Source organism: Frigoribacterium sp. CF331 (assembly GCF_057787905.1).
Genome location: NZ_CM173545.1, coordinates 293643 through 316663 on the forward strand (window position 1 = coordinate 293643; position 23021 = coordinate 316663).

Here is a 23021-nt window from a genome sequence, read left to right on the forward strand (position 1 = left end):
TCACGACTGTCCTTTCGTGTCGGTGCCGCTCGCGGCAGGGCCGCCCGGGGTTGCGCCCCGGGTGGTGACGGGCTCGCCGGCGGGGGTGCCGAACGAGGTGACGACGGGCGCGCCGGTCGAGGCCGCCCTGTCGTCGGGGACCACCTCGGTGCCCGACCCGCGCTGGGTGAACACCTCGAGGAGGATGGAGTGCGGGATGCGACCGTCGATGATGGTCGCCCCGCCCACGCCGCCGACGACCGAGTCGAGGCAGGCGCGCATCTTGGGGATCATGCCCGACTCGAGGGTCGGCAGCATGTCGGTCAGGGCCGAGACCGTGATGGCCTCGACGAGCGAGTCCCGGTTCGGCCAGTCGGCGTAGAGCCCGGCGACGTCGGTCAGCACGACGAGCTTGGCCGCGCCGAGGGCGATGGCCAGCGCGCCCGCCGCGGCGTCGGCGTTGACGTTCAGGGCGTGCTCGGGGTCGACCCGGTTGGTCGCGATCGACGAGACGACGGGGATGCGCCCCGCCGCGATCTCGGCCAGCACCGAGGAGGGGTCGACGTGCGTGACGTCACCCACGTGGCCCAGGTCGAAGGTCTCGCCGTCGACGACGACGCCGCGCTTGCGCCCCTCGAACAACGTCGAGCCCTCGCCCGAGACACCGCGGGCCAGGTCACCGTGCTCGTTGATCAGCTCGACGATCTCGCGGTTCACCTCGCCGGCCAGGACGTCGCGGACGACGGAGATCGCCTCGGTCGAGGTGTACCGGTAGCCACCGCGGAACTCGCTCTCGATGCCGGCTGCGTCCAGCGCCGCCGAGATCTGCGGCCCGCCGCCGTGGACGACGACCGGGTGCAGCCCCGCGTAGCGGAGGTAGACCATGTCTTCGGCGAACGCCTGCTTGAGGGCGTCGTCGACCATGGCGTTGCCGCCGAACTTGACGACGACCACCTTGCCCGAGAAGCGCTTGAGCCAGGGCAAGGACTCGATCAGCGTCGAGGCCTTGACCGCGGCCAGCTCCTGCTCGTCGGCAGCCGTGGCGCCCGTGTTCGTGTGGACGCCCATCAGCTGGAGTACGCGCTGTTCTCGTGCACGTAGTCGTGCGTGAGGTCGTTCGTCAGGATCGTCGCCTCGACAGGGCCCGTCTTGAGGTCGACGAGGACGTGGACCGCCCGCGGGGTGAGGTCCACCTCGTCGCTCGGCCGGTCGGGGGCACCGGCATGGCACACCCGGACGCCGTTGATGGTCACGTCGACGTCGTAGGGGTCGAACTCGGCCGAGGTGGTGCCGATCGCCGCCAGCACGCGACCCCAGTTGGGGTCGTTGCCGAAGACGGCCGCCTTGAACAGGGCGTTCCGGGCGATGGACCGACCGACCTCGACGGCGTCGTCGTCCGACGCCGCCCCGACGATCTCGATGCGGATGTCGTGCGACGCGCCCTCGGCGTCCGCCTGGAGCTGCTCGGCGAGGTCGGCGCAGAGCGCCGTGACCGCCGCGGCGAAGTCGCCGGAAGGAGGCGCGACACCGGACTCGGCGCTGGCCAGCAGCACGACGGTGTCGTTGGTCGACATGCAGCCGTCGGAGTCGAGACGGTCGAACGTGACCCGGGTCGCCTCGCGGAGCGCGGCGTCGAGGCCCACCGGATCGACGTCCGCGTCGGTCGTCAGCACGACGAGCATCGTGGCGAGCCCCGGCGCGAGCATGCCGGCGCCCTTGGCCATCCCGCCGACCACCCAGCCGTCGCCCGACACGACGGCCTGTTTCGGCTTGGTGTCGGTCGTCATGATGGCCGTGGCCGCGTCGAGACCGCCGTCGGCCGACAACGCCGCAGCCGCCGCGGTGGACCCGGCCAGGACCTTGTCGCGGAACCGCTGGTCGCCGACTCCGATCAGCCCCGTGGAACAGACGAGGACGTCCGTGGCCGACAGGTCGAGGGCCTGGGCCACGGTCTCGGCCGTGGAGTGGGTCGTCTGGAAGCCGAAGGCCCCGGTGAAGCAGTTCGCGCCTCCGGAATTGAGGACGACGGCGTCGACGCGACCGTCGGAGACGACCTGCTGCGACCAGAGGACGGGATTGGCCTTCGCCCGGTTGCTCGTGAAGACGGCGGCGGCGGCGGTGCTGCGGCCCCGGTTGACGACCAGGGCGACGTCGGGGGCTCCGGTGCTCTTGAGGCCGGCGACGACGCCCGAGGCCTCGAAGCCGGCTGCTGCGGTGACGCTCACGGGGCGACTCCGTTCTGGCCGAGGCCGGTGGTCTCGGGCAGGCCGAGGGCGATGTTCGCGGACTGGATCGCGGCGCCCGCGGTGCCCTTGACGAGGTTGTCGATGGCGCTGACGACGACGACGCGGTCGGCGGCCTCGTCGACGGCGAGGCCGATGAGCGCGGTGTTCGCCCCGAGGGTGTCCGCCGTGCGGGGGAACTCGCCCTCGGGCAGGAGGTGCACGAACGGCTCGTTCGCGTAGGCCTGCTGCCAGGCGGACCGGACGTCGCCGGCCGAGACGCCCGGGGCGAGGCGCGCCGTGGTCGTGGCGAGGATGCCGCGCGACATCGGGACGAGCACGGGCGTGAACGAGACGTTCACCTCGGTCGCCCCGGCGACGCGGAGGTTCTGCTGGATCTCGGGGACGTGCCGGTGGCTGCCGCCCACGCCGTAGGCGGACGCCGAGCCCATCAGCTCGCTCGCCAACAGGTGGGTCTTGAGCGCCTTGCCCGCCCCGGACGGGCCCACGGCCAGCACGGTGACGATGTCGGCGGTCTCGACCACTCCGGCCTGGACGCCGGGAGCCAGCCCCAGGGTGACGGCCGTCACGTTGCAGCCGGGCACCGCGATGCGCTTGGTGCCGACGAGGGCGTCACGCTGGCGTCCGGGTGCGTCGCCGAGGACCAGCTCGGGCAGGCCGTACGACCAGGCGCCGAAGAACTCGCCGCCGTAGAAGGTCTGCCAGGCGGACTCGTCGGTGAGCCGGTGGTCGGCACCGCAGTCGACGACGAGCGTGTCGTCGGGCAGCTGCGCGGTGATCGCCCCCGACTTGCCGTGGGGCAACGCGAGGAACACGACGTCGTGGCCGGCGAGGGCCTCGGGCGTCGTCTCGACCAGGGTCAGGTGCGCGAGGGAGCGCAGGTGCGGCTGCACCGAGAGGAGTCGCTGACCGGCGTTCTGGAACGCGGTGACGGTCTGCACCTCGAAGTCGGGATGCTCGGCCAGCAAGCGCAACAGCTCACCACCGGCGTAACCACTCGCGCCGGCCACGGCAACGGAGAAAGGCATGCGTCCACCCTAATGTTCGAATCGGCCTGGGATCAGGGGCGGCGGCGCCGGGCGAGTGTCAGTCGCGGAGCGCCGCCCCGAATCGCTCGCCGGCCAGGCGGACGGAGCCGGACTTGGCCTCGGAGGCCTCGGCCGCGGTGAGGGTGCGGTCGTCGGCCCGGAAGCGGAGGGCGAAGGTGAGCGACTTCGACGCGTCGGGCAACCCGGCACCCCGGTAGTCGTCGACCAGTCGGGCACTCTCGAGCAGGGGGCCGGCGCCGTCGCGGACCGCGGCGAGGACGTCGCCCGCGGGGACGTCGACGCCCACCACGAGAGAGAGGTCCTGCGTCGCCGCAGGATAGGACGACAGGGCGGAGGTGGACGGTTCGACCGCGGCGAGGGCGAGCAGACGGTCGAGGTCGAGCTCGGCCACGGCCACCACGCGGGGCAGGTCGAGGTCGGACGCGACGCTCGGCAGCAGTTCGCCGGCGATGCCCACGACTTCGTCGCCGACCAGGACCTCGGCCGTGCGACCGGGATGCAGCGACACGTGCCGGGCCTGGCGGAACGAGACCGCGGCGGCGACGGAGGACGCCGCGACGCGCACGGCGTCGAGCACGTCGGCGAGCGAGGCCGCGACGGCGGGTTGACCCGGGGCACGGTCGACGACGGTGCCTGCGGCGAGGAGCCCGAGATGTCGTGGCTGGGGAGGAAGGGCTTCGGCGAGGGCGGACAACGTCGCGTCGTCGGGACGCGCGGCCCCGAAGGGCACCTCGGCGCTGCCGTAGGCGACGCCCTCGACCGGCAGGAACACCGTGCCGACCTCGAACAGCGAGAGGTCGACGAGGCCGCGACCGAGATTGCGACGGGCGACCTCGAGGAGGCCGGGCACGAGGGAACGCCGCAGCTCGGGAGCAGCCGAGTCGAGCGGGTTCGCGAGCCGGACGGCGGGCAGCACGGTGCCGTCGCTCGAACCGAAGGCGGCGTTCTGGGCCGACGACACGAACGGGTACGCGGCGACCTCGGTGGACCCGGACGCGGCGAGCCCGTTCGAGACCTGCCGTCGCAACTGCTGCTCACGGCTGAGGCCGCGCCCGGCCGGAGCGACCGGCAGGACGGAGGGGATGCGGTCGTAGCCGGTGATGCGGGCGACCTCTTCGACGAGCGACGCCGGGTCGACGAGGTCGGTGCGCCAGGTCGGCGGGGTGACGAGCCAGTCGTCGCCGGCACGCTCGACGCGCGCACCGATCGCCGTCAGGGCTGCGGACACCTCGTCGTCGGTGTAGTCGACGCCCATGAGGCTCGCCGGCCGGTGGGCCGGCAAGGTGATCGTCTCGGGCGTCGAGGACGCGTCCCACCGAGACCCGAGCGTGTCGGCCGTGCCGCCGGCGAGCTCGACGAGCAGGTCGACGACGCGCTGGGCGGCCGCCTCGGCGACCTGGGGGTCGACACCGCGCTCGAAGCGCTTGGACGCCTCGCTGGGCAGCTTGTGGCGACGGGCGGTTCGAGCGACGGAGGTCGGGTCGAAGGTCGCGGCCTCGATCAGGACGTCGGTCGTGCCCTCGCCGATCTCGGTCGAGGCACCGCCCATGACGCCCGCCAGGCCGACGGCACCCGACTCGTCGGCGATCACGAGGTCTTCGGGGTGCAGGTCGCGCACCTGACCGTCGAGGGTCTCGAGGCGTTCGCCGGGTGCCGCCCGGCGGACCGAGAGCCCCCCGCTGACCTTGTGGAGGTCGTAGCCGTGGATGGGCTGGCCGAGCTCGAACATGACGTAGTTCGTGACGTCGACCGGCAGCGAGATGCTGCGGACGCCCGCCAGGCGGAGGCGCGAGGCCAGCCAGGGCGGCGTGGGACGCGTCGCGTCGATGCCGCGGACCACCTTGGTGGTGAAGGTCTGGACGCCCACGCGGTCTCGCACCGGCGCCTGGTCGTCGACGACGACCGAGAACCCCGTCGACGGGGTGGGCGACACGAGCGACGCCGGGTCGCGGAAGGTCGCACCGGTCGCGTGCGAGTACTCGCGGGCGACCCCGCGGATGCTGAAGGCGTAGCCGCGGTCGGGCGTGACGTTGATCTCGACCGCCGCCTCGTCGAGTCCGAGCAGTGCGATGGCGTCCGTGCCGACCTCGGGGTCGAGGCCGAGCGACGACAACACGAGGATGCCGTCGTGCTCGTCGCCGAGACCGAGTTCTCGGGTCGAGGCGATCATGCCGTCGGACACGTGCCCGTAGGTCTTGCGCGCGGCGATCGGGAAGGGGCCGGGCAGCACGGCGCCGGGCAACGACACGACGACCTTGTCACCGACGACGAAGTTGTGGGCACCGCAGACGATGCCGCGGACGTCGTCGGGCTCGGTCGCCGCGTTCGGCCCCACGGCGACCTGGCACCAGTTGATGGTCTTGCCGTTCTTCTGCGGCTCGGGCGTGAACTCGAGCACCTGCCCGACCACGAGAGGGCCGGTCACGTCGCCGACGTGCACGTCCTCTTCTTCGAACCCGACCGACACGAGGGCGGCGTGGACGCTCTCGAGCGACACGTCACCCGGCAGGTCGACGAACTCGCCCAGCCAACTCAGCGGAACCCGCATCAGACCACCATCCCGAACTGCTCGCTGAACCTGACGTCGCCCTCGACCATGTCGCGCATGTCGTTCAGGTCGTTGCGGAACTGCAGTGTGCGCTCGATGCCCATGCCGAAGGCGAATCCCTGGTAGCGCTCGGGGTCGATGCCCGCCGCGCGCAGCACGTTCGGGTTGACCATGCCGCAACCGCCCCACTCGACCCACCGCGCGCCGCCCTTGGCGTTCGGCTGCCAGACGTCCATCTCGGCGCTGGGCTCGGTGAAGGGGAAGTAGTTCGGGCGCAGGCGGATCTGCGCCTCGGCGCCGAACATCGACCGCGCGAGGTGTTCGAGCGTGCCGCGCAGGTGGGCCATGGTCAGCCCCTCGTCGACGGCGATGCCCTCGAGCTGGGTGAAGACGGGCGTGTGCGTCGCGTCGAGCTCGTCGGTGCGGAACACCCGGCCGAGGGCGACGTTGTAGACCGGCAGCTCTCTCGACAGCAGCGTGCGGATCTGCACCGGCGACGTGTGCGTGCGCAGCACCAGGTGACGGTCGACGGGGTCGACGAAGAAGGTGTCCTGCATGGCCCGCGCCGGGTGGTCGGCGTCGAAGTTCAGGGCGTCGAAGTTGAACCACTCGTGCTCGAGCTCGGGGCCCTCGTTGACCTCCCACCCCATGCCGACGAACAGGTCGGCCATGCGCTCCTGCAGCAGCGTCAGGGGGTGACGGGCCCCGGCGCGACGACGCGACGGCAGGGCCGTGACGTCGACGGTCTCGGCCGCGAGCCGGGCGTTCTCCTCGACCACGGCCAGTTCGGCCTCGCGCGTGGCGACGGCCTGGCCGACGCGACCCCTGGCCTGGCCCACGAGTTTGCCCGCCGCGGCCTTCTGGTCGTTCGGCAGGTCGCGCAGGCCGGCGTTCAGGCGCGCCAGCACCGAGGCCTCGCCGACGTGCTGCGCACGCGCGGTCTTGAGCTCGGCGACGGTCGCGGCCGTGGCGATCGCCGCGAGGGCGGCGTCGACCGCCGACGCGACGGCGTCTTCGGTGAGGGGAACGGAGTCTGACACGAGAACCAAGCTTAGCGATCTTGCGGAGGCGACCCGCGCCTCCTGGTCGGGGACGACGAGGAGGCGCGGGCCGGGGACGAGGAGGCGGGCCTCGTCAGGTCGCGCGGCCCGACACGTGGTCGGACTCGAAGCGGCCACCGCGGGCGGACATGCCGGGGTCCTTCGGTGCGCCCGGACGCTTCGCGACGACGGCGCGACGGCCCGTGCGCCGGTCGACGATGCGGACGACCCACGAGAGCAGGAGGTTCGTCGCGAGGTAGACGACGAGCACGACGGCGAAGAGGGTGAAGGTGTACCGGCTGCCGTAGTACGACCCCAGCTGGTTGAGGCCGACCCGGGTGAGTTCGAGGTAGCCCACGATGTAGCCGAGCGAGGTGTCCTTGAGCAGGACGACGAGCTGGGCGAGGATGATCGGCAGCATCTGGCGGAAGGCCTGGGGGAACTCGATCGCGAACCTCGTGCGGATCGGCGTGAGCCCGATGGCCAGTCCCGCCTCACGCTGCCCCTTCGGCAGCGAGGCGATGCCCGCCCGCAGGGCCTCGCCGATCAGGGCACCGTTGTAGATCGCCAGCGCGGCCACGACGGCCCAGAACGCCCCGGTCGAGAAGACCAACAGGATGAACAGCATCATCAGCAGCACGGGCATGCCCCGGAAGAACTCGAGGACGATCGTCGTCGGCACGCGGACGAGTGCCGAGCGGGCCGTGCGGAGGAACGAGAACAGGATGCCGATGACGACGGCGAGGACCGACGCGAGGGCGGCGGCCTGGACGGTGCCGAGCCACCCGCGGCCGATGGCACGCCACAGGGCGAGGTCCTGCAGGATGTCCCACCGGGACGAGTCGAAGACGCCGGGTGTCTCCGCGCCGTTCGCGCTGATGCGGGGGCGCCCGAGGAGGTACGCCAGGTAGGCGACGAGCGCCAGCACGAGCACGACGCCGACCACCGAGATGATGCGCGACGTGCGGCGGGCCTTGGGGCCGGGGGCGTCGTAGAGGACGGAGGTGCTCATCGGAGGACTGCGACCTTCTTCTCGACCACGGCGGCCAGGCGGCCGAGCGTGATGGTGACGAGCAGGTAGAAGAACGCCACGGCGAGCAGCGTCGTGATGACGGCGTCACCGCGGTCGTTGGCGATGTACCGGCCGGCGGCGAAGAGTTCGCCGACGAAGAAGCCGCCCGCGACGGAGGTGTTCTTGGTCAGGGCGATGAAGACGTTGATGAGGGGTGGGACGACCATGCGCATGGCCTGCGGCAGCACGACGTGGCCGAGGGTCTGACCGAAGCCCAGCCCGATGCTGCGTGCGGCCTCCGCCTGACCCACGGGCACGCCGTTGATCCCCGAGCGGATCGCCTCGGCCACGAACGGCGAGGTGTAGGCCGTCAACCCGAGCACGGCCAGCGGGAAGTACGTGCCGAAGTCGACGCCGAGGTAGGGCAGGACGAAGGCGCAGAAGAAGAGCACGAGCGTCAGCGGGACGTTGCGGAGCGCCTCGGTGTAGACCGTCGCGAAGGTGCGGAACGAGGCCACGGGCGAGATGCGCAGCGCGGCCACGACGAAGCCGATCACGAGGGCGCCGAGGCCCGACAGAACGAGCAGCTGCAGCGTCGTGACGAAGCCGCCCCAGAAACGGGGCCAGTTGTCGGTCACGGCGTCGAAGCCGGGGATGACGTCCAAGGGGTTCAACGGGGTCCTTCGGTCGGGGCAGGACACGGGCACCCGGGGCAGGACGCCCCGGGTGCCCGCGCGGTGTCAGTAGCGGTCGATCGTGGGCGGCGTCGGGGTGTCGAGCACCTTGCCCGCGGTCTTCTCCCACAGCTCGTCCCAGGTGCCGTCGTCCTCGGCCTCCTGCAGCGTGTCGTTGACGAACATGCGGAAGTCGGTGTCGTCGAGCGCCAGGCCGATGCCGTAGGGCTCCTCGGTGAAGGGCTCGCCGACGACCTCGAACTCGCCCTCGTTCTGGTCGGCGAGGCCGGCCAGGATGACGTTGTCGGTCGTCACCGCCGAGACCGCACCGGTGCGGAGGGGCTCGAGGCAGTTGGAGTACGTGTCGGTCGCGAGGATGTCGGTGGTGTAGGCCGCGACGTTCTTCTCGCTGGTCGAACCGCTGACCGTGCAGACCTTCTTGCCTGCGAGGTCGTCCGCGGACTCGATGCCCTCGGGGTTGCCGTCGAGCACGAGCAGGTCTTGACCCGCCGTGTAGTACGGGCCGGCGAACGACACGACCTTCTTGCGATCGTCGTTGATCGTGTAGGTCGCGATGACGAGGTCGACCTGGCCGTTCTGGATGAACGGTTCGCGGTTCGCCGACACCGTCTCGGTCCACGTGATGTTCTCGGGCTGGATGCCCAGCTTCGCCGCGACGAGCTTGCCGATCTCGGCGTCGAAGCCCTCGGGCACGCCGTCCGGGTTCGCGAGGCCGAAGAGGGGCTGGTCGAACTTGGTGCCGATGGTGATCTCACCGGCGTCGGCGAGCCGGGCCATGGTGCTGCCTTCGGCGAAGTCGGCCGGCGTCTCGACGTCGACGGCCGGGGCCGACGAGTCGGTGCAGGCCGAGAGGCCGAGGACCACGGCGGCTGCTGCGGCTACGGCGACGAATCCCTTGCTGAGTCGCATTCTGATCTCCTTGCTGGGTGGCCCGGACGCCGGACGGCGATCGGGTGTCGGGGGCCGGCGCGTCGGGCGCCGGTGGCGGACGGCGGACGCGACGGCGTCCGCGGCCCGGCTCAGTGCGTGAGGATCTTCGCCAGGAAGTCCTGTGCGCGGGTCGACCGGGGAGCGGTGAAGAACTCCTCGGGCGTGGCCTCTTCGACGATCTGGCCGTCCGCCATGAAGACGACGCGGTCGGCGGCCTTGCGGGCGAAGCCCATCTCGTGGGTGACGACGATCATCGTCATGCCGTCCTTCGCGAGCTGCACCATGACGTCGAGGACCTCGGTGATCATCTCGGGGTCGAGTGCGCTCGTCGGCTCGTCGAGCAACATCACCTTGGGGTCCATCGCGAGGGCACGGGCGATCGCCACGCGCTGCTGCTGACCACCCGAGAGCTGAGACGGCATCTTGTCGGCCTGGTTCGCCACGCCGACCCGCTCGAGCAACTGCATCGCACGCTCTCGGGCCTCGGCCTTGCTCCGCTTGCGCACCTTGAGCTGGCCCAGCATGACGTTCTCGAGGACGGTCTTGTGCGAGAAGAGGTTGAAGCTCTGGAACACCATGCCCACGTCGGCGCGGAGCCGCGCCAGGCCGGCACCCTCTTCGGGCAGACGCGTCCCGTCGATGGTGATGACGCCGTCGTCGATGGTCTCGAGGCGGTTGATGGCCCGGCAGAGGGTCGACTTGCCCGAGCCGCTCGGCCCGATGACCACGACCACCTCGCCCCGGCCCACCGTCGTGGTGATGTCTTTCAGGACGTGCAGGTCACCGAAGTGCTTGTTGACGTGGTCGACCACGACGAGGGGTTCCATGCGCCCACACAAACAGACCCCCAGGTCGGGGTCAAATTCACAGTCGATTCTTAATGAAAACGAAACGACGTGTTCGGTCGTGACGTCCCCGTCCGACCCGACCCGCGCCTCCCGGGGACCGAGGAGGCGCTAGCTGCGGTGGGCGAAAGCGCTCTCGTAGAGGCACACCGAGGCCGCCGTGGCGAGGTTCATCGATTCGGCGTGACCGTAGACGGGCACCACCAGGGCGCGGTCGGCGCGCCCGAGGTCGACGTCGGTGAGGCCCCTGGCCTCGTTGCCGAACAGCCACGCCGTCGGCGCCGCGAGGACGCCCGCGACGCGGGCGGCGAGCAGGTCGTCGCCCTTGACGTCGGCGGCGAGGACCTGCAGGCCGACCTCGCGGCACCGGTCGACGATCGCCGGCAGCTCGACGCCCACGGCGACCGGCACGTGGAACAGCGAGCCCGTCGTGGACCGGACGACCTTGGGGTTGTACAGGTCGACGCTGCGGCCGGTCATGATGACGGCGTCGGCACCGGCGGCGTCGGCGGCCCGGATGATGGTGCCCGCGTTGCCCGGGTCGCGGACCTCCTCGAGGATGACGACGAGCCTCGGGTCCGCGGCGAAGACGTCCTTGACGGACGTGGGGAACTGCCGGCAGACGGCGACGATGCCCTGGGGCGTCACGGTGTCGGCCATGGCCTCGAGCACCGGCTCGGTGACGAACTGCACGTCGATGCCCTCGGCCTCGGCGGCGGATGCGACGGCGGGGTACCGCTCGAGGGCGGTCGGGGTGCCGAACAGCTCGACGATCAGCTCGGGGCGGAAGGCGAAGGCCTCACCGACCGACTGCGGCCCCTCGAGCAGGAAGGTGCGGGTCTCGGTGCGGGCGTCGCGCTTCGAGAGCTTGGCCACCGCCCGGACTCGAGGCGAACGGGGGTTGTCGAGCAGGGAGTCGTGGGGCACCCGTCCATGATGCCGCACGCGGCCGGGAGGCGTGGGGACGCACGAAGCCCGACGGCGACACCGGAGCGGTGACGGCCGTCGGGCCTCGAGGTGTGGTGCGGGTGCGACTACGCGGCGACCTTGGGGGCCGAGGTGTCGGCGGGCAGCGCGGCCTTCGCGGTGGCGACGAGCGACGCGAACGTGGCGGGCTCGTTGACGGCCAGCTCGGCGAGGATGCGACGGTCGACCTCGACGCCGGCCAGGGACAGACCCTGGATCAGGCGGTTGTAGGTCAGGCCGTTCGCACGCGACGCGGCGTTGATGCGCTGGATCCACAGACGACGGAACTCGCCCTTGCGAGCACGGCGGTCACGGTACGAGTAGACGAGCGAGTGGGTGACCTGCTCTTTGGCCTTGCGGTACAGGCGCGAACGCTGGCCGCGGTAACCCTCGGCGCGCTCGAGGATGACGCGACGCTTCTTGGCGGCGTTGACCGCTCTCTTGACTCTTGCCATTTTCTTGTTCCTCTACGTTCGTGTCTGCGGTCAGTGACCGAGAAGCTTCTTGGCGACCTTGGCGTCAGCGGGCGCGAGCACCTGGTCCTGGTTCAGGCGGGCCTTGCGCTTGGCGCTCTTCACCTCGAGGTTGTGGCGCATGCCGGCCTGCTGCTTCATGATCTTGCCGGAACCGGTGACCTTGAAGCGCTTCTTGGCGCCGGAGTGGGTCTTCTGCTTGGGCATGTCTTACTTGCTTTCTTCTGTCGGTCGGTCGGCCGGTGCGTCGGCCGGGACCTCGTCGGACGTCGGGTGCTTCGGCGCCTTGTTGGCCGCCTTGCGAGCCTCGGCCTCGGCCTTCGCCTCGGACTTGTTCTTGTGCGGACCGATCACCATGACCATGTTGCGGCCGTCGATGGTCGGGGTCGACTCGACGCTGCCGAACTCGGCGACGTCTTCGGCGAAGCGCTGCAACAGGCGGACGCCCTGGTCGGGACGCGACTGCTCGCGGCCACGGAACAGGATCATGGCCTTGACCTTGTCGCCGCCCTGGAGGAAGCCCTCGGCGCGCTTGCGCTTGGTCTCGTAGTCGTGCTTGTCGATCTTCAGACGGAAACGGACCTCTTTGAGGATCGTGTTCGCCTGGTTGCGACGCGCTTCCTTCGCCTTCTGCGCGGCCTCGTACTTGAACTTTCCGTGATCCATGATCTTGGCCACGGGAGGCTTCGAGTTGGGGGCCACCTCGACCAGGTCGAGCTCGGCCTCTGCGGCGAGACGCAGGGCCATGGCGATGGGGACGACACCGACCTGTTCTCCGCCGGGCCCGACGAGGCGGACCTCGGGGACGCGGATGCGGTCGTTCGTACGGGGATCGCTGATGCGGAACTCCTCTGTCGTTTCTTCTGCACCTGGCGGGGCCGGACGGCCTGGCCAGAGAAAGAGGAGGTTCGTGCGGTCGTCACCAGGGACGCATCGCACTGCACCCTGGCTGCTCGACCGGTGCCCACCCACTGCCTCTGACGAGGAGCAGGAAGGGCGATGGTGCTGATCGAACGGGGTGCCAACAACCCGGTAACCTTGTGTAACGGTCAAGCGCGGGTGGGAGAATCTCCACTTTCGCACGGAGCAGACGCTCCGAGCCTGGACGAGTTTAGCAGAGGATCAGTTCGTGAGCCACTCCCCCGACGACGCACCCACACCCGACGCCCGCTTCGGCGACGCCGGGTCGCAGACGACCCCCGAGGCGGCCCCCGGTTCGTCCCGGTTCGAGGACGACCTGCGGTTCGGCGAGGACGCCGCCCGCGACATCGCGGACGTGAACGCCGTCGAGGTCATCAACACGGTCTGCGTCCACCTGATGAGCGCCGCCGCCGTCAAGGTCGGCCTCGCGGACGACCCGCAGGCCCAGACCGACCTCGACGAGGCGCGCAAGCTCATCACCTCGCTCGCGGGCCTCGTCACGGCAAGCGCACCCGAGATCGGCGACCAGCACGCCCGCGCACTGCGCGACGGGCTCCGTTCGTTGCAGCTCGCTTTCCGCGAGGCCTCGGCGATCCCCGACGCCGTCGGCCAGGGGCCCGGCGAGAAGTACACCGGCCCGGTCAACTGACCGGACCCACCGACGCACGCCCTCCGGGGCCCGGCGGCCTCAGCCCGCGACCACCTTGACCGACATGCTGTCGACCCGGTCGACGATCACCGGGTCGGCGGCCCACGCGGCCTGCAGGCGCCCGAGCATCGCGGCGAGGGCGTCACGGTCGAGCCCCGGGACGACCCCCAGCTGCACCACGATCTCGGGGGCGCCGAGGCGGGCGTCCCGGTAACCGGGCGCGACCACCAGGCTGACCAGCGCCTCCTCGCCGCGCGACGCGTCGAGGAACGCGCCGAGGACGCGTTCGTCGTGGTGGCTCGGCGCCCACGGCAGGTCTTGCGCGACCGCCCAGACGGCCGGGCGTCGCAGCCCGAACTCGGTGATCGACCCAGGGTCGAGCACGATCCGGTCGGTCGACTCGGAGGCGGCCGCCAGCGCCACGCGCCGGGCGTCCACCGGCACGGGACGTGCGGCTGCACGCCAGCGGGTCAGGGTCTCGACCGAGGTGAAGGCGGGCAGCACGTCGCGGCCGTCCGGGCCGGAGACCGTCACGATCGACAGCTCCTGCGTCTTGTCGACGCGGCGCCCGTGGTCGTCGAACCCCTCGTCACCGGCCACGGCGACCAATGGCACGAGCAGACGGGCCGGGCGGAGGGCGTCGACGACGTCGGCCTCGCCGAGCCGCCCCTCGCGGAAACCGAGGAGGGCGTCCAGGAGGCGCGGGTCGGCCGATCCGTCGTCGCCCGCGTGCGCCGTGTCGTGGTGCTCGAACGTGCGCCCCGCCCAGGGACGCCCGGCACTGTCGGCGCCGCGCCCGGCGTCGCCGTGCTCAGGGACGCCGGGCGCACCGTCGCGGGCCGCACCGTCGCCGGCCGTCGACCCGTGTCGCGCGTTCCCCCGGTCCTCCGGAGCAGCGGTCATCAGTTCGAGGCGACGTCGAGGGCCGCGGCGAGCGTGAAGGCACCCGAGTAGAGCGCCTTGCCCACGATCGCGCCCTCGAGGCCCTGGGGCACGAGCTCACGCAGGGCGACGAGGTCGTCGAGGCTCGAGATGCCGCCGGACGCGATGACCGGACGGTCGGTGCGGTCCATCACCTGACGCAGCAGGTCGACGTTCGGCCCCTGCAGCGTGCCGTCCTTGGCGACGTCCGTGACGACGTAGCGTGCGCAGCCGGCCTCCTCGAGGCGGGCCAGCACGGTCCAGAGGTCGCCGCCCTCTTCCGTCCAGCCACGCGCCGCGAGGGTCGTGCCGCGGACGTCGAGGCCGACCGCCACCGCCTCGCCGTACTCGGCGATGACGTGGGCGGCCCACTCGGGGTTCTCGAGGGCCGCTGTGCCGAGGTTGATGCGCTTGACGCCGGTGCTCAGCGCGTCCTCGAGCGACTTGTCGTCGCGGATGCCGCCGCTGAGCTCGACGTTGACGCCCTTCACCTGCTTGATGACCTTCTTGATGACGGCACGGTTGTCCCCGCGCCCGAAGGCGGCGTCGAGGTCGACCAGGTGCAACCATTCGGCGCCCTGGCTCGCCCAGTCGTCGGCGGCCGAGACGGGGTCGCCGTAGCTCGTCTCGCTGCCGGCCTCGCCCTGGGTGAGGCGGACGGCCTGCCCGCCCGCCACGTCGACGGCGGGGAACAGGGTCAGGGCGGGGGTCGTGCAGAACTCGCTCATGTCGTCTCTCTCACGGGGCCGGGGCACCGCAGGGTCAGGAGGCGCGATCGGGTGGGTCGCGTCGGGGTCAGAGGGTGCCGAGCCAGTTCGAGAGCAGCCGGATGCCCGGCTGCCCCGACTTCTCGGGGTGGAACTGCGTGGCCCACAACGGGCCGTTCTCGACGGCGGCGACGAAGCGTCCGCCGTGGTCGGCCCACGTCACGTGCGGCTCGGTGAAGGGTCGGATCACGTCGAGCGACCACTCCTGTGCCGCGAAGGAGTGGACGAAGTAGAAGCGCTCGTCGGCGACGCCGTCGAACAGCACGCTGCCCTCGGGCACGTCCACGGTGTTCCAGCCCATGTGCGGCAGGACGTCGGCCTTGAGCTCGTCGACGACGCCGGGCCAGGCGCCCAGGCCGCCCGTCGTGTTGCCCCGCTCGACACCGCCTTCGAAGAAGACCTGCATGCCGACGCAGATGCCCATCACCGGGCGACCGCCGGCGAGCCGACGATCGATCAGGTCTCCGCCGCTGACGGACTCGAGCTGGCTCATGACCGCCGAGAACGCCCCGACACCGGGCACGAACAACCCGTCCGCCGCCTGCACCCGAGCACGGTCGGCCGTCAGCAGCACGTCGGCACCCGCCAGTTCGAGCGCCTTCACGGCCGAGTGGACGTTGCCGCTGCCGTAGTCGAGGACGACGACCGACGGACGAGCCGCCGTCACAGGGCGCCCTTCGTCGACGGGATGCCGCTGACGCGCGGATCGGGCTGGACGGCCTGACGGAGTGCCCGGGCGAACGCCTTGAACTCGGCCTCGGCGATGTGGTGCGGGTCGCGACCCCCCAGCACGCGGACGTGCACCGTGATGCCGGCGTGGAAGGTGATGGCCTCGAACACGTGCCGGACCATCGAACCGGTGAAGTGGCCGCCGATGAGGTGGTACTCGAACCCCTCGGGCTCTCCGGCGTGGACGAGGTACGGCCGACCCGACACGTCGACCACCGCTTGCACGAGCGCCTCGTCGAGCGGGACGAGCGCGTCGCCGTACCGTGAGATGCCGGACTTGTCGCCGAGCGCCTGCTTCAGCGCCGTGCCGAACGTGATGCCGATGTCCTCGACCGTGTGGTGCACGTCGATGTGTGTGTCGCCCCGGGCCGAGACGTCGAGGTCGATCAGCGAGTGCTTCGACAGGGCCGTCAGGAGGTGGTCGAAGAACGGCACCGAGGAGTCGATCGTCGACCGGCCCGAGCCGTCGAGGTCGAGGGCGAGCGTGATGCTCGACTCGCTCGTCTCGCGCGAGAGGGAGGCGGTACGGGCGGCGCGGGTCGTCTCGGTCACGAAGAGAGCCTAATGTCGCGGAGCGCCTCGAGGAACGCCGTGGTCTCGGCCTCGGTGCCCGCGCTGACCCGCAGGTGGTTCGGGATGCCCAGGTCTCGGACGATGATGCCCCGCTCGAGCAGACGCTCGAACACGTCGGCCGGATCGTCGACCCCGCCGAAGAGGACGAAGTTCGACCAGGTCGGCCACGGCTCGTAGCCGAGCTCGGTCAGCACGTCGACGATGCGGTCGCGCTGCGTCTTGATGTCGTCCACCATGGCCAGCATCTCGGACGCGTGCGAGAGAGCCGCCACGGCCGCCGCCTGGGTCAAGGACGACAGGTGGTACGGGAGGCGCACGAGACGGAGCGCGTCCGTCACCGCCGGGTGCGCGGCCAGGTAGCCCACCCGGGCGCCGGCGAAGGCGAAGGCCTTGCTCATCGTCCGTGAGACGACGAGTCGCTCACGCCCCTCGAGGAGGGTCAGGGCCGTCGGCTGGCCGGTCGGCATGAACTCGGCGTAGGCCTCGTCCACGAAGACGATGCCGTCGGTGGCCTCGTAGGCGGCCTCGATGGTCGCCAGGTCGAGCGGAGTCCCGGTGGGGTTGTTGGGACCGCAGAAGAAGACGATGTCGGGCTGGGTCCGCTCGATCTCGGCGACGGCCGTCTCGGGCGAGATGCCGAAGCCCTCGTCTCGACGACCCTCGACCCACCGGCTGCCCGTGCCCGCGGTGATGATCGAGTGCATGGAGTAGGTCGGCGGGAAGCCCAGCACCGAGCGACCCGGACCGCCGAAGGCCTGGAGCAGCTGCTGGATGACCTCGTTCGACCCGTTCGCGGCCCAGATGTTGTCCCGGGTCAAGCCGTGCCCCAGGTACGTGGCGAGGGAATCGCGCAGGGTGGTGAACTCGCGGTCGGGGTAGCGGTTCACGTCGAGCACCGCTCGGGCCATCGCTTCGACGATGTCTCGGGCGACGTCCTCGGGGATGGGATGCGTGTTCTCGTTGACGTTGAGGGCGACCGGGACCTTCTTCTGCGGGGCGCCGTAGGGCGTCAGACCACGCAGGTCGTCACGGATGGGCAGGTCGTCGAGACTGAAGGACACCCCACCATCGTACGGGCGGTCGGTCCGGTGCCAGCCCGCCCGGGTCGGGGGAACACACGGTCGCGGCGACGGCCTGCCGCCCGGACCTCGGGGTCAGCGGGTGTACTGCGTCGGCACCGCGAGGCTCTGCCCGGCGGAGACCTCGGCGCTGGGCAGGTTGTTGAGCGAGACGAGGTCGGCGATGACGTCGCGGGGGTCCGAGCTCGGGGCGATCTCGGAGGCGACCTGCCACAGGGTCTCACCGCCGTCGACCGTGACGTGCTGGAAGTCGGAGGAGCCGGTCGTGTCGGACGCGACCGCCCCGCCGCCGTTGATCACCAGCGCGCCGGCGACGACGACCGCCGGGACCGCCACGAGCGCCGCGACGACCGCGCGACCGCGCCGCGTGATGCGGAGGCGCGACCGTACGACCCGGGGAGAGTCGGCGGGGGACACAACTGCGGGAGATGAGGTGACGCTCATGAGGTGGTCCTTTCAGCGTGGGAAGACAGGGGACGAGTTCGTGCCCGGCACTCGGCCGGGAATGCCGGACACGAAGACGTGTTCCGAACATACATTCGATTTCGACGGCGATCAACCCCTGGGACGGGATCTGGACCCGGTACTCGGGCTCGATCGGGAGGGAAAGACGCGACACACTCGAACATGTGTTTTGTCGACACCGCCCGATCGGATACGGTTTCGATCGGTGGTAGGAGTCAAACAGGGACCACCGACATCGACGGCAGGAGACCCATGAGCGACCCGAAGCGCACCCCGCAGGCGGCCCCCGACGCGACCCGTCGGGCTGAATCCGGTCTCCTCCCCCGCAAGGAGTTGACGGCCAAGCAGTCGACGATCCTCGCGGCCATCACCGAGAGCATCGGTCACCGCGGTTACCCGCCGAGCATGCGCGAGATCGGGGACGCCGTCGGCTTGAGGTCGCTCTCGAGCGTGACGCACCAGCTCAACCAGCTCGAACTGGCCGGACGCATCCGGCGCGACCCGAACCGACCGCGCGCGCTCGAGGTGCTCGTGGACGACGTGGCGCCGACCCCCGCCCCGGCCACCGTCTTCACGACGAGCGACGACGGAGACACCGCGCACGTGCCCATGGTCGGGCGCATCGCGGCCGGCATCCCCATCACGGCCGAGCAGCAGATCGAGGACGTCATGCCCCTGCCGCGTCAGCTCGTGGGCAAGGGCGAGCTGTTCATGCTGCGCGTGGTCGGCGACTCGATGATCGACGCGGCCATCTGCGACGGCGACTGGGTCGTCGTCCGCCAGCAGCAGGACGCCGAGAACGGCGACATCGTCGCCGCCATGCTCGACGACGAGGCGACCGTCAAGGTGTTCCGTCAGCGAGACGGCCACACCTGGCTGCTCCCCCGCAACAGCGCCTTCGAACCCATCGTCGGCGACCATGCCCAGATCGTGGGCAAGGTCGTCGCCGTGCTGCGCTCGGTCTAGTGCCGACGGGGCACCCCGTCTGCGCCCGACACGACGTCGCGCCGGTCACCCTCGAGGGTGACCGGCGCGACGTCGTGTGGGGCGTGGCCGCTGGGCGTCAGCGGACCGCCGTGGCCGGGGCGACGTACTCCGTCAGCCCGGCGACGTCGCTCGGGTAGACCCGGGCGTGCACCCGCGTGCCGTCCTCTTCGTAGTCGGTGCTGACGACACGACCCGAGTCGTGCAGGTGTGACACCACGTCGCCGCGGTCGTAGGGCACCAGCAGGTCGAGCTCGATCTCGGGCTCGGGCAGGACCGACGCGATGCGTGCGAGGAGTTCGTCCACGCCCTCGCCCGTCCGCGCCGAGACGAAGACCGCGGTCGGTTCGAGGCCGAGCAGCACGAGACGCTGGTCGGCGTCGACGAGGTCGCTCTTGTTGAAGACGACGATCTCGGCGATGTCCCGACCGTCGACCTCGGCGATGACGTCACGCACGGTGGCGAGCTGGGCGGCCGGGTCGGGGTGCGACCCGTCGACGACGTGCACGATGACGTCGGACGCTTCGACCTCTTCGAGTGTCGACCGGAACGCCTCGACCAGTTGGTGCGGCAGGTTGCGGACGAACCCGACCGTGTCGGCGTAGGTGAACGGGCGGCCGTCGGCCGTCGAGCTCTTGCGGACCGTCGCGTCGAGGGTGGCGAACAGCGCGTTCTCGACGAGCACGCCGGCACTGGTGAGACGGTTCAGCAGACTCGACTTGCCCGCGTTGGTGTAGCCCGCGATGGCGACGGTGGGCACCTCGTTGCGGTCACGGTTCGCCCGCTTGGCGTCCCGCGCGGGCTTCATCTCCTTGATCTGCCGACGCAGCCGGGCCATGCGCGTGTGGATGCGACGCCGATCGAGCTCGATCTTGGTCTCACCGGGGCCGCGGCTGCCCATTCCGGCACCCGCGCCTCCTACCTGACCACCGGCCTGTCGCGACATCGACTCACCCCAACCGCGGAGGCGCGGCAGCAGGTACTCGAGCTGGGCCAGCTCGACCTGCGCCTTGCCCTCACGACTCTTGGCGTGCTGGCTGAAGATGTCGAGGATGACGGCCGTGCGGTCGATGACCTTCACCTTGACGACGTCCTCGAGGGCACGGCGCTGGCTGGGGGCCAGTTCGGTGTCGGCGATGACGGTGTCGGCACCGAGGGCCGCGACCGTCCCACGCAGTTCTTCGGCCTTGCCCTTGCCGAGGTAGGTGCTCGGGTCGGGGTTCGGCCGTCGCTGCAGGAGGCCGTCGAGCACGACGGCACCCGCGGTCTCGGCCAGGGCGGCGAGTTCTCGGAGCGAGTTCTCGGCGTCCTGGAGCGACCCCTGCGAGTAGACGCCGATCAGCACGACGTTCTCGAGACGCAGCTGCCGGTACTCGACCTCGGTGACGTCCTGCAGTTCGGTCGAGAGGCCGGCGACCCGGCGGAGGGCCTGCCGGTCGTCGCGCTCGGACTGGTCGCCGTCCGACCCTCCGTCGTGCAAGGACCGCGTCTGGATGGCCTGCGCGGGCGAGAAGACCGTGTAGGCGGAGGCCCTCTGGGCCGCACGATCGAGGACGCGCGCGACGACGTCGTCGGGCTGGTCGTTCCGCTCGGGGTCGAGCGGTGTCGTGGTGTGGTCTGTCATCGGGGTGATACTAACCCTTTCGGTGTGCGGGGAGCGGGGAACGACGTCCCCGCCGATGTTCGGTAGGTTGACGAGCATGGCCAGCGAGCACTACTTCTCACCCCAGCCCGGCAGCGCGGCCAAGCCCAGGACGATCGACGTCGTCCTGGCGGGACGAGAACTGACGTTGACCACCGCCGCCGGGGTCTTCAGCCCCGGCCGCGTCGACCCGGGCACCGCGGTGCTGCTGGCGGGCACGCCGACGCCGCCGGAGACGGGCCATCTGCTGGACGTCGGGTGCGGGTGGGGCCCCATCACACTGAGCCTCGCGTTGTCGTCACCCGACGCGACGGTCTGGGCCGTCGACGTGAACGAGAGAGTGCTCGACCTCGTGCGCGAGAACGCGCGGTCGGTCGGCCTCCAGAACGTCAACGCCGTGACCCCCGACGATGTTCCCGACGACCTGCGCTTCGCGACCATCTGGTCGAACCCGCCCATCCGGGTCGGCAAGGCCGAACTGCACTCACTGCTGGAGCGGTGGCTGCCCCGCCTCGACGACGGTGCCGACGCCTGGCTCGTGGTGCAGAAGAACCTGGGTGCGGACTCGTTGCAGCGTTGGATCGCCGAGACGATGCCGGACGTCGTCGAGGTGACCCGCGCCTCCACCAGCAAGGGGTACCGCGTCCTGCGCGCCGGACGGGTCACCTCCCCCCGCTGACCCCGATCGCCGGGTGCGACCGGAGCGCGCCGACGGTGCCCACCGTCAGATCTCGAGCGCCCCCGTGAACACCAGTTCGGCCGGCCCGCTGAGCGAGACGTGCTCGCCGTCGACGTGGTGGCTGATCGAGACGCCCACGACCCCGCCGGGGACGTCGACCAGCCAGCCGTCCGGGGCGGAGGCACCCGCCCAGTGCCGGGTGGCCAGGGCGGCCGCGGCCGCGCCGGTGCCACAGGAGAGGGTCTCGCCGCTGCCCCGTTCGTGCACGCGCATGCGGATGCGCCCGAGACCGTCGACGACGAGCGGGTCGGCCGGGACGACGAACTCGACGTTCGCCCCGTCGGCAGGAGCCGGCTCGATGATCGGCACGTAGGTCAGGTCCAGGCCGTCGAGCTCGTCGTCACCGGCCAGGGCCACGACCACGTGCGGATTGCCGACCGAGATCGGCAGGCCGGGGCGCGCCGCGTGCAGCTGCCGAGCCCGCACCACCGGGTCGTCGTCGCCGAGACGCCACGGGCCCAGGTCGACGCGGAACCCCGTTCCGTCGCGGCGCACCTCGCGCGCACCGGCCCGGGTGCCGACCACCAGCACGTCGTCGTCGCCCATCGAGACGAGCCCTCGCTCGACCAGGTACCGCGCGAACACGCGGATGCCGTTGCCGCACATCTCGGCGGGACTGCCGTCGGCGTTGTGGTAGTCCATGAACCACTCGGCGCGTGGCTCGTCGTCCAGCAGGCCCGCCTCGGTCGCCAGGGCGGCCGTGCGGACGGCCCGGATGACGCCGTCGCCGCCCACGCCGAACCGACGGTCGGCCAGGGCACGGATCGTGGCGGGCGTCAGGTCGGTGGTCGCGTCGGGATCGGTGAACAGGACGAAGTCGTTGCCCGTGCCCTGCCCCTTGGTGAACTGCAGCGTGGTCGTCACCCGAGGAGTCTAGCCACGGCCCGCTCGACGGCCTGAGGGTCGCCCGAACGGGACCACTCGACGCCGTCGTACCGGCGGAACCAACTGGCCTGTCGCCGGGCGTACCGTCGCGTGAGGGCCGCGGTGGCCTCGATCGCCTCGGGCTCGGTGAGCTCTCCCCTGATCTGAGCCGCGGCCTGGGCGTAGCCGATCGCGCGACCGGCCGTGACGCCACGCTCGAGACCTCGGGGCAGGAGCCCCCGCACCTCGTCGACGAGGCCGTCCTGCCACATCCGCTCGACCCGCCGGTCGAGGCGCTGCACCAGGACGGGACGCTCCTCGGCGACGCCGAACACCGTGGACGGTCGCCAAGGTGCCGACGACTCGGGCAGCGTGCCCGAGAGCGGGCGCCCCGTGAGGTCGGCGACCTCGAGGGCGCGCACGAGTCGGCGCACGTTGAACCGCCCGATCGACGCCGCCGACGTCGGGTCGCGCCCAGCCAACACGTCGTACAGCGCGCCGGCCCCTCGCTCGTCGGCGATCGCCTCGTACCGCGCCCGGACGACGGGGTCGGTGCCCGGGAACCGGAAGTCGAAGAGGACGCTCGAGACGTAGAGCCCCGAGCCGCCCACGAGCACCGCGACGGCCCCGCGCCCGACGATGTCGTCGACGGCCGCCCGGGCCTCGCGCTGGTACCACTCGACGCTCGCCTCGTCCGTGACGTCGAGCACGTCGAACAAGTGGTGCGGGATGCCCCGGCGTTCGGCGACCGGCAGTTTCGCGGTGCCGACGTCCATGCCCCGGTACAGCTGCATGGCATCAGCGTTGACGACCTCGACCGGCTGCCCCCGGGCCGCCAGGGCCTCGGCGAGCTCGAGGGAGAACGCGGACTTTCCCGTGCCGGTCGCCCCGACGATCGCGACCAGCAC

Annotated in this window: 25 protein-coding genes; 3 read left to right on the plus strand and 22 right to left on the minus strand. The window is 71.0% G+C overall.

The window, feature by feature from the left end; all coding sequences use genetic code 11:
* The 13 genes from argB to infC all read right to left on the minus strand — a co-directional run bounded on the left by argB (position 1) and on the right by infC (position 12620).
* Complete coding sequence (argB, locus tag AC3CCI_RS01335) at positions 1-1047, minus strand: acetylglutamate kinase (protein WP_488627876.1); 1047 nt, start codon at positions 1045-1047, stop codon at positions 1-3.
* The gene (gene argJ, locus AC3CCI_RS01340) at positions 1047-2204 is read right to left on the minus strand and encodes a bifunctional glutamate N-acetyltransferase/amino-acid acetyltransferase ArgJ (RefSeq protein WP_488627877.1); all 1158 of its coding nucleotides are present in this window, start codon (positions 2202-2204) and stop codon (positions 1047-1049) included. Before argJ ends, argB begins: the two co-directional genes overlap by 1 nt.
* Positions 2201-3250, minus strand: a complete 1050-nt coding sequence (argC, locus tag AC3CCI_RS01345; protein WP_354595653.1) for an N-acetyl-gamma-glutamyl-phosphate reductase — start codon at positions 3248-3250, stop codon at positions 2201-2203. Before argC ends, argJ begins: the two co-directional genes overlap by 4 nt.
* A gap of 58 nt (positions 3251-3308) precedes the next feature.
* Entirely contained in the window at positions 3309-5819 is a 2511-nt protein-coding gene (gene pheT / locus AC3CCI_RS01350) for a phenylalanine--tRNA ligase subunit beta (protein WP_488627878.1), read from the minus strand.
* A complete protein-coding gene (gene pheS / locus AC3CCI_RS01355; protein WP_488627879.1) occupies positions 5819-6859 on the minus strand; it encodes a phenylalanine--tRNA ligase subunit alpha in 1041 nt (346 codons plus the stop codon). The genes pheT and pheS overlap by 1 nt, the downstream gene beginning before the upstream one ends.
* A 94-nt stretch (positions 6860-6953) precedes the next feature.
* Positions 6954-7871 (minus strand): amino acid ABC transporter permease, encoded by a 918-nt coding sequence (locus AC3CCI_RS01360; RefSeq protein ID WP_354595656.1) that lies wholly within the window; start codon positions 7869-7871, stop codon positions 6954-6956.
* On the minus strand, positions 7868-8536 hold the full coding sequence (locus tag AC3CCI_RS01365; protein WP_354595666.1) for an amino acid ABC transporter permease: 669 nt from the start codon (positions 8534-8536) through the stop codon (positions 7868-7870). Before AC3CCI_RS01365 ends, AC3CCI_RS01360 begins: the two co-directional genes overlap by 4 nt.
* Before the next feature lie 75 nt (positions 8537-8611).
* Entirely contained in the window at positions 8612-9475 is an 864-nt protein-coding gene (locus tag AC3CCI_RS01370; RefSeq protein WP_354595657.1) for a glutamate ABC transporter substrate-binding protein, read from the minus strand.
* 110 nt (positions 9476-9585) lie between these two features.
* Complete coding sequence (locus tag AC3CCI_RS01375; protein ID WP_354595658.1) at positions 9586-10323, minus strand: amino acid ABC transporter ATP-binding protein; 738 nt, start codon at positions 10321-10323, stop codon at positions 9586-9588.
* A gap of 129 nt (positions 10324-10452) precedes the next feature.
* Positions 10453-11253, minus strand: coding sequence for a TrmH family RNA methyltransferase (locus AC3CCI_RS01380; protein WP_488628644.1), 801 nt, complete (start codon positions 11251-11253; stop codon positions 10453-10455).
* A 122-nt stretch (positions 11254-11375) separates the two neighbouring features.
* The gene (rplT, locus tag AC3CCI_RS01385; RefSeq protein WP_043596706.1) at positions 11376-11762 is read right to left on the minus strand and encodes a 50S ribosomal protein L20; all 387 of its coding nucleotides are present in this window, start codon (positions 11760-11762) and stop codon (positions 11376-11378) included.
* A 30-nt stretch (positions 11763-11792) separates the two neighbouring features.
* On the minus strand, positions 11793-11987 hold the full coding sequence (rpmI, locus tag AC3CCI_RS01390) for a 50S ribosomal protein L35 (RefSeq protein ID WP_043596704.1): 195 nt from the start codon (positions 11985-11987) through the stop codon (positions 11793-11795).
* A 3-nt stretch (positions 11988-11990) separates the two neighbouring features.
* The gene (gene infC / locus AC3CCI_RS01395; RefSeq protein WP_082486865.1) at positions 11991-12620 is read right to left on the minus strand and encodes a translation initiation factor IF-3; all 630 of its coding nucleotides are present in this window, start codon (positions 12618-12620) and stop codon (positions 11991-11993) included.
* A gap of 397 nt (positions 12621-13017) precedes the next feature.
* On the opposite strand from infC, the gene AC3CCI_RS01400 reads away from it, so the two are divergent.
* Positions 13018-13350 carry a DUF1844 domain-containing protein gene (locus AC3CCI_RS01400; protein ID WP_354595668.1) on the plus strand — a complete coding sequence of 111 codons (333 nt, stop codon included), beginning with the start codon at positions 13018-13020 and terminating at the stop codon, positions 13348-13350.
* Positions 13351-13389: 39 nt separating this feature from the next.
* Here the strand turns inward: AC3CCI_RS01400 and AC3CCI_RS01405 are convergent, their stop codons facing one another.
* From AC3CCI_RS01405 to AC3CCI_RS01430, 6 genes are all read right to left on the minus strand, one after another.
* The gene (locus AC3CCI_RS01405; RefSeq protein ID WP_488627880.1) at positions 13390-14253 is read right to left on the minus strand and encodes an SseB family protein; all 864 of its coding nucleotides are present in this window, start codon (positions 14251-14253) and stop codon (positions 13390-13392) included.
* Entirely contained in the window at positions 14253-14999 is a 747-nt protein-coding gene (gene priA / locus AC3CCI_RS01410) for a bifunctional 1-(5-phosphoribosyl)-5-((5-phosphoribosylamino)methylideneamino)imidazole-4-carboxamide isomerase/phosphoribosylanthranilate isomerase PriA (RefSeq protein WP_488627881.1), read from the minus strand. The genes AC3CCI_RS01405 and priA overlap by 1 nt, the downstream gene beginning before the upstream one ends.
* A 67-nt stretch (positions 15000-15066) precedes the next feature.
* Complete coding sequence (gene hisH, locus AC3CCI_RS01415; protein ID WP_354595661.1) at positions 15067-15705, minus strand: imidazole glycerol phosphate synthase subunit HisH; 639 nt, start codon at positions 15703-15705, stop codon at positions 15067-15069.
* Complete coding sequence (gene hisB, locus AC3CCI_RS01420) at positions 15702-16319, minus strand: imidazoleglycerol-phosphate dehydratase HisB (RefSeq protein ID WP_354595662.1); 618 nt, start codon at positions 16317-16319, stop codon at positions 15702-15704. The genes hisH and hisB overlap by 4 nt, the downstream gene beginning before the upstream one ends.
* On the minus strand, positions 16316-17401 hold the full coding sequence (locus tag AC3CCI_RS01425) for a histidinol-phosphate transaminase (RefSeq protein WP_488627882.1): 1086 nt from the start codon (positions 17399-17401) through the stop codon (positions 16316-16318). Before AC3CCI_RS01425 ends, hisB begins: the two co-directional genes overlap by 4 nt.
* A gap of 93 nt (positions 17402-17494) precedes the next feature.
* On the minus strand, positions 17495-17863 hold the full coding sequence (locus tag AC3CCI_RS01430; RefSeq protein WP_354595664.1) for a hypothetical protein: 369 nt from the start codon (positions 17861-17863) through the stop codon (positions 17495-17497).
* 273 nt (positions 17864-18136) lie between these two features.
* Here AC3CCI_RS01430 and lexA point away from each other — a divergent pair, with 273 nt between their 5' ends.
* Positions 18137-18850: a transcriptional repressor LexA gene (gene lexA / locus AC3CCI_RS01435; protein ID WP_488627883.1), complete on the plus strand. Its 714-nt coding sequence runs from the start codon at positions 18137-18139 to the stop codon at positions 18848-18850.
* A 97-nt stretch (positions 18851-18947) separates the two neighbouring features.
* Here the strand turns inward: lexA and hflX are convergent, their stop codons facing one another.
* Positions 18948-20492, minus strand: a complete 1545-nt coding sequence (gene hflX / locus AC3CCI_RS01440) for a GTPase HflX (RefSeq protein ID WP_354595562.1) — start codon at positions 20490-20492, stop codon at positions 18948-18950.
* Between the two features lie 76 nt (positions 20493-20568).
* Here hflX and AC3CCI_RS01445 point away from each other — a divergent pair, with 76 nt between their 5' ends.
* Positions 20569-21189, plus strand: coding sequence for a class I SAM-dependent methyltransferase (locus AC3CCI_RS01445; protein WP_488627884.1), 621 nt, complete (start codon positions 20569-20571; stop codon positions 21187-21189).
* Positions 21190-21234: 45 nt separating this feature from the next.
* Here the strand turns inward: AC3CCI_RS01445 and dapF are convergent, their stop codons facing one another.
* A complete protein-coding gene (dapF, locus tag AC3CCI_RS01450) occupies positions 21235-22113 on the minus strand; it encodes a diaminopimelate epimerase (RefSeq protein WP_488627885.1) in 879 nt (292 codons plus the stop codon).
* The gene (miaA, locus tag AC3CCI_RS01455) at positions 22110-23021 is read right to left on the minus strand and encodes a tRNA (adenosine(37)-N6)-dimethylallyltransferase MiaA (protein ID WP_488627886.1); all 912 of its coding nucleotides are present in this window, start codon (positions 23019-23021) and stop codon (positions 22110-22112) included. The genes dapF and miaA overlap by 4 nt, the downstream gene beginning before the upstream one ends.